Origin of the sequence: Clostridium sp. AUH-JLR23, from assembly GCF_964238065.1 — a bacterium.
Taxonomy (GTDB): Bacteria; Bacillota_I; Bacilli_A; order Erysipelotrichales; family Coprobacillaceae; genus Allocoprobacillus; species Allocoprobacillus merdigallinarum.
In genome coordinates this window covers 44,736-59,423 of record NZ_CAXSKY010000001.1, presented here as the reverse complement: position 1 = coordinate 59,423, position 14,688 = coordinate 44,736, and the positions used below count along the sequence as shown (strand labels likewise).

The 14,688-nt window shown below is 32.4% G+C and carries 16 protein-coding genes and 1 other annotated feature; all 16 genes read right to left on the bottom strand.

All coding sequences use genetic code 11. From position 1 onward, the window contains the following. Position 1 precedes the first annotated feature (1 nt). The 16 genes from ACESR5_RS00300 to lepB all read right to left on the bottom strand — a co-directional run bounded on the left by ACESR5_RS00300 (position 2) and on the right by lepB (position 14,684). Positions 2–1,990, bottom strand: a complete 1,989-nt coding sequence (locus ACESR5_RS00300; protein WP_373153717.1) for a DNA internalization-related competence protein ComEC/Rec2 — start codon at positions 1,988–1,990, stop codon at positions 2–4. Beyond that, positions 1,981–2,454 (bottom strand): ComEA family DNA-binding protein, encoded by a 474-nt coding sequence (locus ACESR5_RS00295; RefSeq protein WP_373153716.1) that lies wholly within the window; start codon positions 2,452–2,454, stop codon positions 1,981–1,983. The genes ACESR5_RS00300 and ACESR5_RS00295 overlap by 10 nt, the downstream gene beginning before the upstream one ends. Before the next feature lie 28 nt (positions 2,455–2,482). Further along, complete coding sequence (gene ruvB, locus ACESR5_RS00290; protein WP_087242876.1) at positions 2,483–3,481, bottom strand: Holliday junction branch migration DNA helicase RuvB; 999 nt, start codon at positions 3,479–3,481, stop codon at positions 2,483–2,485. Between the two features lie 10 nt (positions 3,482–3,491). Continuing rightward, positions 3,492–4,058, bottom strand: coding sequence for a Holliday junction branch migration protein RuvA (ruvA, locus tag ACESR5_RS00285; RefSeq protein ID WP_087242880.1), 567 nt, complete (start codon positions 4,056–4,058; stop codon positions 3,492–3,494). A 115-nt stretch (positions 4,059–4,173) separates the two neighbouring features. Continuing rightward, on the bottom strand, positions 4,174–5,460 hold the full coding sequence (gene obgE, locus ACESR5_RS00280; RefSeq protein ID WP_087242882.1) for a GTPase ObgE: 1,287 nt from the start codon (positions 5,458–5,460) through the stop codon (positions 4,174–4,176). Between the two features lie 57 nt (positions 5,461–5,517). Beyond that, positions 5,518–5,799, bottom strand: coding sequence for a 50S ribosomal protein L27 (gene rpmA, locus ACESR5_RS00275; protein WP_191341437.1), 282 nt, complete (start codon positions 5,797–5,799; stop codon positions 5,518–5,520). 7 nt (positions 5,800–5,806) lie between these two features. Next, a complete protein-coding gene (locus tag ACESR5_RS00270; protein ID WP_168081805.1) occupies positions 5,807–6,130 on the bottom strand; it encodes a ribosomal-processing cysteine protease Prp in 324 nt (107 codons plus the stop codon). After that, a complete protein-coding gene (gene rplU, locus ACESR5_RS00265) occupies positions 6,130–6,486 on the bottom strand; it encodes a 50S ribosomal protein L21 (RefSeq protein ID WP_087242889.1) in 357 nt (118 codons plus the stop codon). The genes ACESR5_RS00270 and rplU overlap by 1 nt, the downstream gene beginning before the upstream one ends. A gap of 20 nt (positions 6,487–6,506) precedes the next feature. Beyond that, positions 6,507–6,575: a sequence feature (ribosomal protein L21 leader region), on the bottom strand. Between the two features lie 69 nt (positions 6,576–6,644). Continuing rightward, positions 6,645–7,559 carry a site-specific tyrosine recombinase/integron integrase gene (xerA, locus tag ACESR5_RS00260; protein ID WP_373153714.1) on the bottom strand — a complete coding sequence of 305 codons (915 nt, stop codon included), beginning with the start codon at positions 7,557–7,559 and terminating at the stop codon, positions 6,645–6,647. Then, positions 7,552–8,841, bottom strand: a complete 1,290-nt coding sequence (gene trmFO, locus ACESR5_RS00255) for a methylenetetrahydrofolate--tRNA-(uracil(54)-C(5))-methyltransferase (FADH(2)-oxidizing) TrmFO (protein ID WP_373153713.1) — start codon at positions 8,839–8,841, stop codon at positions 7,552–7,554. Before trmFO ends, xerA begins: the two co-directional genes overlap by 8 nt. Positions 8,842–8,877: 36 nt before the next feature. Next, complete coding sequence (gene topA, locus ACESR5_RS00250) at positions 8,878–10,953, bottom strand: type I DNA topoisomerase (RefSeq protein WP_373153712.1); 2,076 nt, start codon at positions 10,951–10,953, stop codon at positions 8,878–8,880. A gap of 49 nt (positions 10,954–11,002) precedes the next feature. Then, the gene (gene dprA, locus ACESR5_RS00245; protein ID WP_373153711.1) at positions 11,003–11,767 is read right to left on the bottom strand and encodes a DNA-processing protein DprA; all 765 of its coding nucleotides are present in this window, start codon (positions 11,765–11,767) and stop codon (positions 11,003–11,005) included. A gap of 94 nt (positions 11,768–11,861) precedes the next feature. Beyond that, positions 11,862–12,623 (bottom strand): aminoglycoside adenylyltransferase domain-containing protein, encoded by a 762-nt coding sequence (locus tag ACESR5_RS00240; RefSeq protein WP_373153710.1) that lies wholly within the window; start codon positions 12,621–12,623, stop codon positions 11,862–11,864. Further along, a complete protein-coding gene (locus ACESR5_RS00235) occupies positions 12,623–13,252 on the bottom strand; it encodes a ribonuclease HII (protein ID WP_087242899.1) in 630 nt (209 codons plus the stop codon). Before ACESR5_RS00235 ends, ACESR5_RS00240 begins: the two co-directional genes overlap by 1 nt. Then, positions 13,237–14,124 carry a ribosome biogenesis GTPase YlqF gene (gene ylqF, locus ACESR5_RS00230; RefSeq protein ID WP_224759470.1) on the bottom strand — a complete coding sequence of 296 codons (888 nt, stop codon included), beginning with the start codon at positions 14,122–14,124 and terminating at the stop codon, positions 13,237–13,239. The genes ACESR5_RS00235 and ylqF overlap by 16 nt, the downstream gene beginning before the upstream one ends. 17 nt (positions 14,125–14,141) lie before the next feature. Continuing rightward, positions 14,142–14,684, bottom strand: a complete 543-nt coding sequence (gene lepB, locus ACESR5_RS00225) for a signal peptidase I (RefSeq protein ID WP_373153708.1) — start codon at positions 14,682–14,684, stop codon at positions 14,142–14,144. Positions 14,685–14,688: the final 4 nt, after the last annotated feature.

Below are 14,688 nucleotides of genomic sequence, written 5' to 3'. Positions count from 1 at the left end.
ATCACCTTAAAATGTAACGCTCTTTTCCATAAAATCGAATATGAAACATCCCATCTTGATCAGTACGTAAAATTGTGATTCCTTTTCTTTGCAATCGTTCAATCACTTCTAATGATGGATGATGATACATATTATCCTTCTTGACACCAATCATTGCAATTTCAGGATGAATTTGTGATAAAAAAGTGGCTGATGTAGCCGTTGCACTTCCATGATGAGATACTTTAAGAACATCAACATCTAAGTCTTGAAGCTGTTTTTCAACATCCTTTTCAACAGCAACAGAAGCATCCCCCATAAACAGGATATTCATAGCTGGTAAAGTCACATACATGAGTAAAGACTGGTCATTTGAATCACTATAAATTTTGTTACTTTTTAACATTTGAATATGAGCACATCCAATTTGTCGACTCTCTTCAAAACTATCAATCACTTGTCCAACTGAAAAATGTTCCAGCAAAGAATCTAATGCTCCACAATGATCAAAATCATCATGAGAAATATAAACATAATCTAAATGTGAAATTCCAACTGACTTTAAATAGGGAATAATTGTTTGTGTAGCCAAATCATATTCCTGATGACCTCCAGTATCAATTAAAATATGCCCCTGATTCATTGGTAAACGAATCAAAGTACAATCTCCTTGTCCAACATCAATCATAGTCACTTCTCCATAAATCTTATATTGACTCCATACATTTAACACCAGCATTAATGAAACTAAAGCACATATATCATGGCGATAACGACGCTGGAGCTCCTGACGTAATAAAAGTCGAAAATAAAAGAAATAAAACAAGACAAGCCATGCTAATGTAGGTTTTGAAAAAACAATAAAATGATTGATTGTTTCTAAAAAAGATAAAGTACTTTGAAAAACACTTACATAATATTTTAAAATAATTTCTAAAGCAGGAAAAATAATTGAAAAAATACATAAACTATAAAAATATTCAATAAAAAGATTCAAAATATCACTAACAAAAAAAGCAATCAGTGGAATTTGAGCATTAAGTGTGAGAATAATAGGTAAAGAAGATAAATAAATCCAAAATGAAGAATAACGCATATGTTGTGTCAATAAAACAATAAAATAAACAAAATAAGAAAAAACAAAAGAAATATTAAAAATGATATAAGGATTATAAAATAAAGATGCCATAATCAAAATAGCAAAAACATCTAATTTATTCAGCCACTTTTTCAATAAATCATACAACAATAAAACAAAAAAAGCACGATATAAAGACACAAGCATTGGGATAGAAAAAATATAAAAACCAATCAATAAATAGGTTATCAATCGAGACAAAGAACGTGGTAAAAATAAACTAAGAACATTTTTAATAAGAGCATACAAAATATGAATATGCATACCTGATAAAGCAAACATATGGACTAAAGATAAATCTGTCAAAACCTGATAATCATCATGAATGCTTTCATTTCTTTCACCCAAAATAAATAATTTCTGATAATCATTTATATCCTGATGGTCTGATAAACGCTGTTCCAGCCAGTGATAAAATGTAGGATGATGCTGTTGCTTGAGTAATGTCTGTAAATAAGCTTTATGAAAAATCTTTTGTCCATAAAGATAATCTTTTTCACAGAAAGCATAATCATTTGTATTTTCATAAAGTTCTAGTGGTTCAACTTTTGCTTTAATCACATCACCATATTCAATAGCTTCCTGATGATAAAGCTTAACGGTTCCTATATCTGTTTTCAAATAACAATATTTTTCACTTGCTTTGACGACTTCACCTTCAATCACTGAAGGTAATTGTAAAATATAATGTGGCTGTAAATAAAAAATGATACATAAAAGTATCATCAAACATAAATGATATAAAGATAATCGTCGATAAACAAAAATAGCATAAACCCCTAATAACAAATAAAAAAGTGGATGAAGAACTTTTCCCAATGTCAGACATAGAAGTCCTAATGCATAATAGAAACAATGATATCTTATAAGCATAGATATTCCCTAAGCCTTAAATATGTTTTTTCTCCAATTCCACTGATATTCATAATATCCTCAATTGTTTCAAAAGGATGTTGTTGACGATAATCAATAATTTTTAACGCTGTTTTTTCGCCTACTCCCTGCAAACTCATAAGTTCCTCTTGGCAAGCATTATTTAAAGAAATCGCATGCTCTTGTTGGGGTGGTATATATAAACGACTTTCATCTTCAACAATCTTATCACCCTTTACAGAGTTTAAATTAGCTTGCTCAGAAACACCAACCTCATCAATAATATCCTGAATTGTTTTTTCACCTTCAAATTCATACTTTCCTGTTTTTAAAAATTCCCCTTCTAAAATAACATAAGACAAAGAAATCATCTCTTCTTTTTGAACATCTGGTTTTTGAAAATCATATACAATAGAACATATCATTAAAATAATCAGACCTAACACTTGATATTTCTTTTTCATAAATACCTCCTCAAATAAAAAAAGAATCCTAAGATTCTTTTAAAATGTGAAAATGCTGATATGCTAATTCAGTAACAACACGCCCTCTAGGCGTTCTTTTAATCAATCCTGTCTGCAATAAATAAGGTTCATAAACATCTTCTAAAGTCAATGGTTCTTCACCAATGCTTGCAGCAATAGCCTCTAAGCCAACTGGCCCACCACGAAAACGTTGAATAATACCTAATAGATATTTATGATCAACATCATCTAAACCTAATTCATCTACTTTTAACGATTGTAAAGCTTCCACTGTTCTTTCTTTTGTAATAACATCATCACCATTATATTGGGCAAAATCTCTCACTCGTCTAAATAAACGATTGGCAATTCTTGGTGTTCCACGTGATCTTTTGGCTAATTCAATTTTAGCTTCATCATCCATTTCAATATGATAAACCTGGCTGGTACGATTAATAATAGATGTTAATTCTTCAACATTGTAATATTCAAGTTTAGAAACAATACCAAAACGATCTCTTAATGGTGCTGATAAATCACCAGCACGTGTTGTCGCTCCAACAAGTGTAAAAGGTGGCAAATCAATGCGAATAGAACGTGTTGAAGCTTCTTTTCCAATAACAACATCTACATAGAAATCTTCCATTGCTGGATATAAAATTTCTTCTACTACTTTATTCAAACGATGAATTTCATCAATAAATAAGACATCTCCAGGTTCAAGCGAAGTTAAAATAGCAACCAAATCACCAGTTTTTTCAATACTTGGTCCAGTTGTTGCTTTTAAATGCGTTCCCATTTCATTAGCAATAATCATGGACATAGTTGTTTTTCCTAAACCAGGTGGCCCATACAATAAAACATGATCCAATGTTTCATTTCTTAGTTTAGCCGCCCCAACAAAAACTTTTAAATTCTTCTTCAAATGACTTTGTCCAATATATTCATCAAAAGATTGAGGTCTTAATTGATTTTCTTCATCTTCTATATGTTCATTGATATCTAAAACATCATGATTTAAATCCATAGTCACCCTCCTATATCTTGACTAATAAACCTAGAGCTTTTTTTACATACCCATTTGTATCTAGCGATTCATGAGAAAGTGTATTCATCACACGATCAACATCCTGACGTTTATATCCTAAAGCTATCAAAACTTCTACAGCTTCATCAAATTCTACTGATGTTAAAACAATTTGTGATGATGGTATATCAAATTTACCTTGTAAATCTAATACAATCTGTTGAGCGGCCTTAGGTCCAATACCTGGGATTTTTCTTAAATAGGTAATATTTTTGGATTCAATTGCTGAAATAATTGCTTGAACATCACCAGTAGCCAAAATACCAATAGCCGTTTTACAACCAATTCCCTTGACAAGTATCAACTTTAAAAATAAATCTTTTTCTTCTTTGGTTAAAAAACCAAACAAAATAATACCATCTTCTCTGACCTGTTGATACACATAAACTAATGTTTCTTTTCCTTTTGTAAACTGATAAGGATTGGAAACATAAATCAAATAACCAATTCCTTGATTATCTACCACGATATGATCTTTACACATATCGACAATAACACCTTTAATATAACTATACATGTGACAACTCCCATTTCATAATATCCACATCATTATAGCACACTTTTAACATAAATAAAAAAATGAGAAGCAATTTTCTCATTTTTTCATCTATTTCATCTATTATGGAATTGGTCTATTCATAAAACTCAAATTCAAAATCTAAAATTGAAACTGTGTCTCCAGCTTGAACACCTGCCACACGCAAAGCATCATCCAAACCAATATTACGCATTTTCTGTGCAAAACGTTTGACACCATCATCGCTACCAAGCGATGCCATTTGAACAATTTTTTCCACTCTTTCACCAGTAACGTGCCATTGCCCATTACCCATATTATGAATTTCAAATCCAATTTCATCTGGTTTTTCATATGTATAGAGAACACTGTTTTCTGTTTCTTCCTCTTCACTGGCAAATGATGGTGTACGATCCAATAAGTCCGCAATTGCATAAAGAACCATATCTACACCTTCTTGAATCAAAGCAATAACAGGAAAAACAGGAATATCTTCATTCAATTGGGCTTTAAAACGTTCAAGATTTTCCTCAGCTGCAGGTTCATCCATCTTATTAGCAACAATGATTTGTGGTCTATCTAATAAACGATATTTATATTCACCAAGCTCTTTATTAATAGCCAAATAATCTTCATAAGGATCACGACCTTCAGTACCACCCATATCAATAACATGAACAATAACACGACATCTTTCAATATGACGTAAGAACTGATGCCCTAATCCTTTTCCTTGACTGGCTCCTTCAATTAAACCTGGTAAATCAGCCATAACAAATGAACGTCCATCTTTAGATTGAGCCACTCCTAAATTAGGAACAATTGTTGTGAAATGATAATCAGCAATCTCTGGCTTTGCACGTGTTACAACTGATAATAACGTTGATTTCCCCACTGATGGGAATCCAACCAACCCAACATCCGCAAGTAATTTTAATTCACAAATCAAATTATATTTTTCACCAGGTTCTCCGCGTTCGCAAATAGTTGGAGCAGGATTACGACTTGTTGCGAATCGTGCATTTCCACGTCCACCACGTCCACCTTTAGCAATCACCGCTCTTTGCTTATCATGAGTTAAATCAGCTAAAACACGTCCACTATCTTCATCATAAATGACAGTTCCAACAGGAACTTTTAAAATCATATCAGCACCATCTGCACCATGCATCTTTTTAGCCATTCCCTGACCACCGCTTTTTGCTTTATATTCACGATGATATCTAAAGTCTAATAGAGTGGAAAGTGATGTTGTAGCTTCAAAAATAATGCTACCACCTTTTCCACCATCTCCTCCAGCAGGTCCACCTTTAGGTACATAGGCTTCACGACGAAAGGCCACAACACCGTCGCCACCTTTACCTGCTTCAACATAAATATGTACTTTATCAATAAACTTCATCTTTTCACCTTCTTTACCGTCTTTTTCAAAAAAAGAACCCCATATAAGGGGTTCCTATTAAGCAGCTGGATAAACAGAAACTTTTTTTCTTGTTCTTCCGTCTCTTTCAAATTTCACAACACCATCTACTTTTGCAAATAAAGTGTCATCTCCACCTTTTCCAACATTTACACCTGGATGGATTTTAGTTCCTCTTTGTCTGTAAATGATAGAACCAGCAGTACAGAATTGCCCATCAGATAATTTAGCTCCTAATCTTTTTGATTCAGAATCACGACCATTTTTTGTTGAACCAACACCTTTTTTAGAAGCGAATAATTGTAAATCTAACTTAAACATCATGGTTTCATACCTCCATCTTTTTGATTTTCATGTATTTTGAATAAGATTCTTCAATTGTTTCCAGCATGACTTCAAATGTCCCTAGCACCACTTGAATCTGCTCATTCGTATGTTGAACCTTAATATCAATATATCCATCATTAATCTCAATCGTACCTAGCTCTTGTGATAAAAACTGATAATGCACCAATGCATTTGCAATTCCTATGCAAGCAGTACTTACTCCAGCACATACTAAATCTTTGCCATATTCAGCACTTTGAGCATGTCCAGAAACCGTTATTTGAACAATGGATTGTTTATGCTTTTTAATAACAGCTTCAATCATTATTCAGCAGCTTCTGCAGTTTCGCTTTTTGGAGCTGCTTTTCTAGCAGTTTTTTTAATATCTTTGATCACTAATTTTGTATAAGGTTGTCTATGACCTTGTTTTTTATGATAATGCTTTTTAGGATTATATTTATAGATTAAAACTTTCTTTTCTTTACCTTGTTTTTCAACTTGAGCAGTGACAGTAGCTCCTTTAATATAAGGATTACCGATTTTATTTGTTTTATCTCCAATAAATAAAACTTTATCTAAAACAACTTCTTCTCCTTCAGCAACATCTAATTTTTCAACAAAAATAGAATCTCCAACTTCAACTTTTAATTGTTTTCCACCAGTTTCAATAATTGCGTACATGATGTACCTCCTTCTTTTTATAATAATCTCAGACTCGCCAATCAAGGCAGCTAAGCTTTAATACCTTGTATGTGCGGTTGTAGCTAGAGGTCTACAACATTTGTATATTATCATTTTATCATCTTATCGTCAACATTTTTTTCAAATATTCTCACTTCTTAATGATTTTGTTGATTTCTTGGATGTGAGTGATCATAAATTTCTTTTAAATGCTGTTTTGTAATGTGTGTATAAACCTGTGTTGTTGATAAATGAGCATGTCCTAATAGCTCCTGAACAACACGTAAATCAATACCCTGTTCTAATAAATGCGTTGCAAAGGAATGACGAATGGTATGAGGATGAATTTTCTTAGTGGGATCATATGCTTTGACCACACGATTGACAATATCTTCCACACCACGATTTGTTAAAGGTTTACCAAACTTATTAATAAATACAAAATAATGATCCTGTTGTGATTTTGACATTATCTCTTGGCGATCGTTTTCAATATAATCTTTTAACCATGAAGCCGCATAATCATGAAACGGAACGTAACGATCTTTACCACCTTTTCCGTGAATCAACAGCAGTTGTCTAGAAAAATCAATTTGTGATAACTGCAACTCTACAACTTCTGAACAACGCAGTCCTGAGGCATACATTAATTCAAGCATTGCTTTATTACGACGTCCTAATGATGTATGTGTATCAATACTATCTAACAAATCTAACATTTCATCAATATATAAAAAATCTGGTTGACGTTGTGGTTCTTTCAACGATTCAATAAGTAGAAACGGATTATCATCAATGCGTTCTTCTTTTTGTAAATAGCGATAAAGTCCTCTTAGACTACTCATATGATGATTAATCGTTTTAGGTGATAAATTCTTAGTATGTAAATAAGCCAAATAGCCTCTTAAAAAAGAATACTTCACTGTTTCAAAACAAGAAATATTCTCACGCTGACAGTATTGAACAAACTCTTCAATATCTCTTTGATATCCTTTGATTGTTAAAGATGAATAGTTTTTAAAATACTGCAAATAATGTAAATATTCTTTCATTGTCTTATAAAAATCAGACATTTGAAATAAAATCCTCCATTATTTCAATAGCTCGTTTGGCATAGGCATCCTTACGTTCTTTTTTCTTCACACGCACAGCTAAATCAGGTAAAATCCCAAAATTAGCTTTCATTGGCTGAAAATCATCTTCACTACCATGAGTAATATAATATGCCAAAGAGCCCATCACTGTCTCTCTAGGAAAAATCAGTAATTCCTGATCTTGTAAATATCTTGCCATATTAATACCAGCCACTATGCCACTTTGAGCTGACTCCACATATCCTTCAACTCCTGTCATTTGTCCAGCAAAAAACAGATCATCACGATTTATAAACTGATATGTTGGTTTCAGATAGCGAGGCGAACAGATAAAACAGTTTCGATGCATAACACCATATCGTACAATTTTAGCATTTTCTAAACCAGGAATCATATGAATAATACGTTCCTGTTCTCCCCATTTTAAATGTGTCTGGAAGCCAACAATATTATAAAGTGAACCAACAGCATTGTCTTGTCTTAATTGAACAACCGCATATGGTCTTTGACCATCCTTTTCTAATCCAACAGGTTTCATCGGTCCGAAAAGTAAAGTCTGTTTTCCTCTTCTGGCAATTTCTTCAAAAGGCATGCAGCCTTCAAAAAACTTTTCTTCAAAATCTTTTGGTTTAACAACTTCAGCTTCAATTAAAGCTTTATAAAAAGCTTCAAATTGTTCTTCATTCATCGGACAGTTAATATATTCAGCATCTCCTTTATCATATCTTGATTTGAGATAAGCTTTTGAAAAATCAATACTTTCTTTTTCTATGATAGGTGCTGCTGCATCATAAAAATAAAAATAATCTTTCTGCAACAATTGTTGAATATCTTGTGATAAAGCTGAGCTTGTCAGTGGGCCTGAAGCAATAATTGTTGGACCTTCAGGAATCCGAGTCACTTCTTGTCGTACAACTTCAATTAATGGCTGAGATTCGATGTATTCACTAATTGCTTTTGAAAACCCAAAACGATCAACAGCTAATGAACCTCCAGCAGGAACTTGATGTTCTCTGGCAAATTTCATAATTAAACTGTGATTCATTTCCATTTCTTTTTTTAATACACCTACAGCATTATGAAGTCCATCTGCTCTTAATGAATTAGAACAAACCAATTCAGCAAAGTATTCAGTTTTATGAGCACCAGTTGTCTGATGTGGACGCATTTCATATAGACGCACAGGAATATTGCGTAAAATCAACTGATGAGCAGCTTCTACTCCTGCTAATCCGCCCCCTATAATATTGACTCTTTCCATTTGTTTTTCCTTTCTAAAAAGTCCCATATGGGACTTTTATTTAATAATTGTTTTACATTTTGGATAAGCTGAACAAGCTTTAAATTCTCCAAATCGTCCCTTTTTAATGACAATTGGACTACCACATTTTGGACAAACTTCATCTGTCATCACTGGTTCAGCTTTTTTTCGTTCATTTTTAATATATTTACACTCAGGATAATTTGAACATGCTTCAAACTTTCCATAACGCCCTGTCTTATAAATCATTGGACTACCACATTTTGGACATGTTTCTCCTGTATACTCAATCGTTTCAGGTTCCTTTTTAATATATTTACATGTTGGATAGTTAGAACAAGCAACAAACGATCCATATTTTCCTTTACGAATCACTAGATCACCACCACATTCAGGACATGTTTCCCCTGTTTTTTGTGGTTGAATCTGCTCCATCTTATCATAAGCATTTTCTAACAAAGGTTCAAACTTATCTTCAAATGTTGTTAAAGCATGAACATAATCATCATGTCCTTCAGCAATTTCATCAAGTTCTTTTTCCATTTGAGCTGTATATTCAACATTGATAATACTATCAAAGAATTCAACCAGCTTTTCATTTGTTAATAAACCTGACTCCGTTGGTTTAAATGCTTTATCAACAAGTTCAACATATTGTCTTGTTACAATTGTATCAATAATACTTGCATAAGTACTTGGTCTACCAATTCCTAAATCTTCAAGTTCCTTAATTAATTTTGCTTCACTATAACGAGCTGGTGGTTTTGTAAAATGCTGTGTTTTTTGAATATCCTGACTTAATAATTTTTCATCAACTGTCACTTCAGGTAGAATTTCATCAGTTTGTTTTTCATAAGCGCCATAAACTCTTAAATATCCATCAAAGCAAATAACTGAACCACTCGCTTTAAATTCATAACCATTATTATCCAATGAAAGTGTTGTAGCATTCAATTTAGCTGGAGCCATTAATGAAGCAATTGCTCTAGCATAAATTAAAGAATATAACTTATATTCATCACGACTTAAATACTCTTTCACACTTTCTGGAGTACGCATAATACTTGTTGGTCGAATACCTTCATGAGCATCCTGAACATTGTCTTTTTTCTTTGACACCTTCACACTACCGACATAGTCTTGACCAAACTTTTCACCGATATATTGCTTAGCTTCATGAATAAATCCTTCAGATAAACGAATCGAATCCGTTCTCATATACGTAATAAGACCGACAGTTTCATTACCAATATCGACACCTTCATAAAGTTTTTGGGCAATCATCATTGTACGTTTTGCTTTAAAATTCAACTTTGAAGATGCTTCCTGCTGTAATGTAGATGTAATAAATGGTGGTTTTGAAGCACGTTTCTTCTGTGTTTTCTTCACATCAGAAACACGAAACTCTTTATTTAAAGACTCATAAACAGCATTTGTTTCTTCTTCATTATGAAGTTCAATTTTTTTATTGTGATATTTAGCAAGCTCTGCTTCAAATGTCACATCATCTTTTTCAAATTGAGCTTTGACTTTCCAATATTCTTCAGGAATAAAAGCTTCAATTTCTTTTTCTCTTTCACAAATCAATCTCAATGCAACTGACTGAACACGACCAGCTGATTTCGATTTAATCTTTTTTTGTAGAAGCTTAGAAAGCTTAAATCCAATAATACGATCTAAAACTCTTCTCGTTTCTTGTGATTTAACAAGATTTTGATCAATTGTACGAGGATTTTTCAATGCATTGATAACAGCATCACGTGTAATCTCATTAAAAACAATACGATTTGTTGAATTTTCATCTAATCCCAACACTTCTGCAAGATGCCATGAGATTGCTTCACCTTCACGGTCAGGGTCAGTAGCCAAATAAACATAATCAGCTTCCTTCACGCATTTTTTCAACTCTTTCACAACATCTTTTTTGTCTTTATTAATAACATAATTAGGCTTGAAATTATTTTCCACATCGACTCCTAAACCACCTTTTCCAGTAGTTGCCAAGTCCCTAATATGCCCTTTTGATGAAGTCACTTCAAAATCTGCACCTAAATACTTTTGAATTGTTTTTGATTTTGATGGCGACTCAACAATCACTAAATTCTTACCCATCATATTACCTCCTACGTGTTTTCTATTATTAAGTCTTTTTTTTGATTTGTCAACCATAATCTTCATCTTCCATAATATCCTGAGCACTTAAAACAAGTTTAGCTCCCTGTTTAATAAGCTCATTACACCCCTGATAATCATCAAAACGTCCTGGAATACAATAAATGTCTTTTCCTTGTTCTAAAGCATAGCCAGCTGTAATCATGGTTCCACTTTTTTGTTTTGCCTCACTTATTAATATACTATAAGATAAACCCGCAATAATACGATTACGAAATGGAAACAGACGTTTTTGAGGAGCAGTTAAAAAAGGATATTCACTTAATACCAATTGATGTTCTTTAAGCTCCTCATATAATAGTCTATTCTCTTTAGGATAACAGTATTCAATCCCTGTTCCAAGTACAGCAACGGTACGTCCACCATAGGCAATTGCATTTTGATGAGCTACAGTATCAATACCTCTTGCCATCCCACTGACAATGGTATACCCATTTTGAACTAAATCTTTCACAAACAAATGTGTTGCTCGTTTCCCATATTCACTCATATTACGCATTCCCACAACACCAATTGTTTTTGTTTTCAACAATGATAAGTCCCCATAATAATACAAAACAAATGGTGGACAGTTAATCTGTTTCAGCAATTCTGGATATTCATCACTAAAAATTGTTATGTAACGACAATTCATCCTTTTCATTAATTCTACTTTTAATTCTTCATCAACTCTTTCTTTATTCATTAAAGCTTTATAGATTTTTTGAAAATCCCCTTCATACTTTAAAGAAAAATACAATACTAATTCTTCCATATAATTATCCTCCTATTATTTATATACGCAAAAAATTGTCATTTTTCTTTTTTTCCATGAATTTTTTTCAAAAAATAAAAAACAATCAATTTTTCTATTGATTGTTCTGAAGAATCATCAGTGAAACAGATCTTACAAATTGTTCAATTTCTTCATTAACTTGCATGATTTCATCACTTTGATAACAAGATAAAGCCTTCAATATCACTTCATGATTTTGAAGCGGTAAATGTTTCAATCCATAATAAGCCGCCTGTTCTTTTGATAAATACAAATGTGACTGCACAAAAGCTAGAATACGACATAAAGAAAGAATCACGTACATTGGATTCGTTTTAACATCTTGTTGATAGTTTTCCATATCATAATATAAACTATCTAAATAATACAAATCAGGAACTTGTGAAAAAACTTCTGATATCTCTTGCACATCAATAACTTTTCCAAAACGATAAACAATCGTCATATGTGCTGCCAAATCTCGATCAATCCCATTCATTGTACAAATATAATCTAATGGATCATCAAGATACTTTGATAAATGCATTGGGGAAAAATGCAATTCATAAGGTGTGGGATACTCAAAATTTTGACAATACTGTTTCAAAACAACACTTATTTCTAAACCATGTGGTAAAAGATTATGAAGTTTAATAATTTCTTCCATAAGTTTCTCTTTTTGCTTTCGAGATAAAGCATATTCTACAACCAGTAATACATCAACATCACTTTTTTGCGGATGAAAACATCCAAATGCCAAAGAACCGTGCAAATAGACTCCTACATATTGATGGTTTAAAAATGTTTTTATTTTTTGACTAAATTCCTTTAATAATAAAAATATTCTTTCTTCCATTATTCATCAAATAAACTTAATTGTTGATTTAACATTTCAATAACTGGCTGAAAAGAACGTCTATGAATAGGTGTAACACCATATTTTTTGAGAGCTTCTTTATGTTGCTTTGTGGGATAACCCTTATGCTTATCAAAACCATATTCAGGGTATATCTTAGCATAATCCTGCATGATACGATCACGTGTCACTTTAGCCAAAATACTCGCTGCACCGATACTTAAAGATAATCCATCCCCTTTTATAATAGACTGATGTTCAATACTATCACCTAAAGGCATAGCATCTGTCAATGCATAATCTGGGCGAATAGATATATGTTCAATAGCATCCAGCATTCCTTTTTTACTAGCCTGATAAACGTTTAAACGATCGACATCTTCAACATCAATAATTTCAATTTGATAAGCTAATGCATTTTCAATAATAATACGATAAAGTTCTTCACGTTTTTTTTCAGTTAATTTTTTAGAATCATTAATTCTTTCATCATAATAATCTCGAGGGAAAATAACAGCTCCTACAACCAATGGACCAGCCATTGGACCACGACCAGCTTCGTCAAGTCCCACAATATAATGTTTTCCTAAATCATAAGCCATTTGCTCATATTTTAGTCGTTCACACATGTTGGATCCTCCCATGTGATTTTTCCAATGCTACCATCATTGACTTCACTAAAGAAAAGTTCCATAACACGATCATAATCCGTTTCCCCACGTAATGGTTTTATTTTTCTTATTTTTGCAATATGATCAAATGTATGAATAATCCAATCAGGATCATTTTCATCAATTTCTAATTGATAACGTTCTTTTAAAAGTTCAGGATAATGTTTAGACAAATAACGCATAGCTTCAATAAACAAATCATCTAAAGGTAAAATACTTTGTTTGATTGATCCCAATAATGCTATATTTTTGGCCACATGTTCATCATCAAGTTTTGGCCATAATACACCTGGTGTATCAAATAATTCAAAATCTTTAGCAATGCGAATAATTTGTTGAGCCTTAGTCACACCTGGTTTATTTCCCGTCACTGTAGCTTTACGATTTGCCAGTTTATTAATAAAAGTTGACTTCCCTACATTTGGAATTCCCAAAACCATAGCACGAATAGCACGTGGTTTGAGACCTCTGGCTTTTTCCTTTTCCATTTTATCTTTCAAAACAACACGGCATTTTTCAATAACTTTCTGGTATTCATTGAAATTCTTTAGATTCACACTCATAGCCTGATAGCCACATTTTTCATAATATTGAACCCACTGTTTGGTATACTGGTCATCTGCCATATCCTTCTTTGTTAAAACAATAAGACGAGGCTTATTTTTTGTTATCTCATTAATCATTGGATTTTTTGATGAATAAGGAGCACGTGCATCTACCAATTCAATGACAATATCAATAACTTTTATTTTTTCTGTTATTTCTCTTCTGGCTTTAGCCATATGTCCAGGAAACCAATGAATATTCATTTTTGATCCTTGATTAGCCATTTTCATCACCATCCTTTTTAATCAATCCATTGAATATCAGTAAATGGATAGATCACAAGTCCTTTCATTCCAACAAAATCATCAATAGTAAATGGTCCCAACTCTCGAGAATCAGTGGAACGCAAACGATTATCTCCCATCACAAAATATTCACCATCTTGTAAAGTGACTTCAAAGTCATCTGTAAATTGTTCAACATTATAAGTTAATTTTGATTCTTCAACAAAATTCTGATCTAAAAAATCTTGTTGAACAAGCTCATCATTTATATATAATTCATCATTTTCAAAACGTACTGTTTCATTAGGTAATCCTATAACACGTTTAATAATCTTTTCATTAAGCTGCTGACTATCAATCACTACAATATCAAAACGATGGATATTATCTTCTTGAATTCCCATAGCATTAATCATAGCTATACTATGATCATGTAATGTATTTTCCATTGAAATGCCTTCAATTCTTACTGGTATTACAACAAATTTAAAAATACCGATAGTTACAGCAATCACAACTATAATTTCTACAATAGAAACATAGAGTTTCTTTTTGTTCATTCTC